This window comes from Streptomyces katrae (genome assembly GCF_000966975.1).
Taxonomy (GTDB): Bacteria; Actinomycetota; Actinomycetes; order Streptomycetales; family Streptomycetaceae; genus Streptomyces; species Streptomyces katrae.
In genome coordinates this window covers 1-2814 of sequence record NZ_JZWV01000291.1, presented here as the reverse complement: position 1 = coordinate 2814, position 2814 = coordinate 1, and the positions used below count along the sequence as shown (strand labels likewise).

The 2814-nt window shown below is 74.7% G+C and carries 4 protein-coding genes; all 4 read right to left on the bottom strand.

The window, feature by feature from the left end; translation table 11 throughout:
- Positions 1-211: 211 nt before the first annotated feature.
- Positions 212-583 carry a peptidase inhibitor family I36 protein gene (locus VR44_RS11940; RefSeq protein ID WP_045947421.1) on the bottom strand — a complete coding sequence of 124 codons (372 nt, stop codon included), beginning with the start codon at positions 581-583 and terminating at the stop codon, positions 212-214.
- Entirely contained in the window at positions 580-1173 is a 594-nt protein-coding gene (locus VR44_RS11935) for a hypothetical protein (RefSeq protein ID WP_425424495.1), read from the bottom strand. Before VR44_RS11935 ends, VR44_RS11940 begins: the two co-directional genes overlap by 4 nt.
- 111 nt (positions 1174-1284) lie before the next feature.
- Positions 1285-1605 (bottom strand): hypothetical protein, encoded by a 321-nt coding sequence (locus VR44_RS11930; protein ID WP_157880281.1) that lies wholly within the window; start codon positions 1603-1605, stop codon positions 1285-1287.
- Positions 1606-1724: 119 nt separating this feature from the next.
- The coding region (locus VR44_RS11925) for a DUF4153 domain-containing protein (RefSeq protein ID WP_045947420.1) at positions 1725-2814 on the bottom strand (1090 nt) is incomplete at its 5' end.

Here is a 2814-nt window from a genome sequence, read left to right as displayed (position 1 = left end):
GTGCTGGACTGGTTCGCCTTCCTGTGGGCCGAGACCGTCATCGCCCTCTGCCTGATCGCCGTGGTCGTCACCGGCGTCCGCACCTCACTGCGGCAGAAGCAGGCGGGGTAGGCGTGTCCCGGCGGTGGCCCGGACCTGCGCGGCCACCGGCACCGCCACGGCCCGGTGGGCCGCGGCGGCGGTGGACTTCCGCTGAGCCCGCCCGGGAGCCTCAGCAGTCCTTGGTCCAGGTGTGGGAGCCGCCCCGGTCGTTCGCTCCCGCGTTGTAGCCCACCTCCTGGCCGGGGGCCAGACAGAGCGTCACCGGGCCCAGCAGCTCGCGGCCTTCGTACACCTTGACGTGGTCGAGGACACCGGGGCCGGAGACGCCGTGGTTGGCCCAGGAGGAGTCGTGCTTGAACATGTCGCCCTCCCACCAGTGGTCGTCGCCGCTGTGCTCGATCTTCAACCCGTCGAAGTTGGCGTCCGTCCAGACGCAGAAGTAGCCGCTGCGGCAGTCGGCCGCCTCGGCGGCGGCCGAGGTGGCCAGGACCGCTCCGGTCGTGAGCACGACGGCGGCGAGGAGGGTGCTGAAGCGCTTCATGCGGGTGGGTTTCCTTTCGGTGGCGGGGTGTTGAGCACGGTCTCGGCTTCGGTGAGGGCGTGGGCCCGCAGCCGCTGCCAGTCGGCGATCTCGCCGCGGTGGCGGGCGCGGACCTCGGCGAGGTCCCGGTGGGTGTGATCGGCCTCGGGGCGCAGGTTGTTGACGACGACCGAGGCGCGGAACCAGCCGGGCTGGTCCCCGTACAGCCGCTGCTGGGCGGCGGCGAGGCAGCCGTCGGTGTGGGCGCGGACGACGTAGCCCGTGGGCAGGGCGAGGGACAGTTCGGCCGGGCCCGTGCCGAAGAGGGCCGCGCTGACCCGCGCGTCCTCGGTTCCGGGCTGCCGGGCCCCTCCGCTGCGGGGCGGTACGAGCCCCTGGCGGATCAGGCAGGCGTCGGTGAGGCGCTGGGTGGCTGCCTTGATCACCTCGTCCGGGTCGGCGGCGCGGTCCGGCGCCCCCGCGGCGCAGCCCGTCAGCACCGCGCAGGCGGCCACGGCCGCGCAGGCCAGGGCCCGGGCCGCGGGCGGCCTCCCGGGCCGGAGCCGGCGGCGTCGCGTCCGCGCCCCGGGCAGTTCCTTGATCACAGCCATGCTGTCTAGTCGCCCGGGCGCCCCGCGCGACAGGGTGGAGGGCCCAGGCTCACCCGACCGGGTGCGTGTTTCACCCGGGGAAACGATCCGGCGGAAGGCGCCGGTCCGCCGTCACAGCGTCCAGCACCTCGACCCCGCGGGGGGCCCGGGGCGCGGCGTCCAGTCCGAACGGTCGGCGGTCGGCCTCCAGTCGAGGACGTCGGCGAAGTAGATCCGCAGCGCCCAGTAGTACTCGTCCTCGTGCAGGATGATCTCGTCCTCGCCGGACAGGTCGAGCCCCTCCCAGTGCCAGTTGACCCTCGCCACCGCTTCGGCCCGGCTGATGCCGCACAGTTCGGACATCTCCTGCGCGGTGGCCCTCAGCAGGTCCAGGGTCTGCGGCGACGTGGCCATCAGGAATTCGGTCGCGGTGTCCGGCTCCATTGCTTCCATGAGGGGCATTGTGCCCCGCGCGGCCGCGCCCGCCCTCGGCCGCCGCCTGACGCCCGGCCGCCTCCGCGGTGGGCAGGCCGCCCGTTTCACCGGGCGCCCGGCCCCGTACCGGGCCCGGGCTACTCGTGGCGGCTGCCGTACGCGCCGAGGCCGGCGCACTCGCTCCGGCTCGCCGTCACCGGCCGGGCCCGCAGGATCTCCCGGGCGCGGTACTGCCCGAGGCTCGTGGCGTACCAGGGGAGGTCTCCGGCCTGACGGAGGTCGTCCCGGATGCCCATCAGGGCGCAGGAGCGCCGGGGTTCGGGCAGCCGGTCCAGGGCGGGGGCGGCGTCCGCGGACAGGCCGCGCAGGTAGGCGAGGTCGATCTTGCCTTCCTGCTGGTAGCGGGTGACGCTGTTCTCCGCGATGAGCGCGTCGGGTGAGAGCAGCCCGAAGGCGAGGACGGCCGCCGCCGCGCTGCCGGCCACCGCACGGGCCAGCCGGCGGCGGCCCACGGCCCCGGCCGCCATCAGCAGCACGATGACCAGGCCCAGCCACAGCTCCATCGTGACCACGGACAGCCGCAGCCTGGTCAGTCCGTACGCGTCGACGTACAGCTCCATCCGGCGCACGGCGGAGGCCACCACGACCAGTGTCAGCAGGCACAGCGTGCCCAGGACCGCCCGTACCAGGCGGCGGTCGCCGGGCGTGCCGCGGGGCGCCCAGCGCAGGGCGAGCGCGATGACGGCGAGGACGAAGACGGTGGCCCACAGCAGCTGCCAGAAGCCCTGGCGCGCGTACTCGGCGTGGGAGAGGCCGGTGCTCTCCAGCACCTTGTCGTAGCCGCCGAACAGGACGGCGAGCTGGACCGCGTTGAAGCCGGCGAAGAGCAGGTCGAGCAGGATCAGCGGCAGGCTCCACTCCAGCCGGGAACGCGCCTTGCCCGGCCGGGACTTGATCCGGTCCCAGCGGTGCGGGGCCGCCGCGGTGCGGGCGGTGGCGAGGGCGAGGAGGGAACCGCCGAGGAAGAGCAGGGTCCGCAGCGGCCCCTCCCCCACCGAGACGTCGGGGACCAGGCCGCCCAGCAGGTCGGCGAAGGCGGCGTCGGCGGAGGCGAACAGTCCCCCGAACACCAGCAGCAGGGCCACCCCCACCACGACCGCCTTGGCCACGGGCAGCCAGCGTTCCCGGCCCACCCCGCCGCCGCGCGCCCGTATGCCGGCCCAGGCT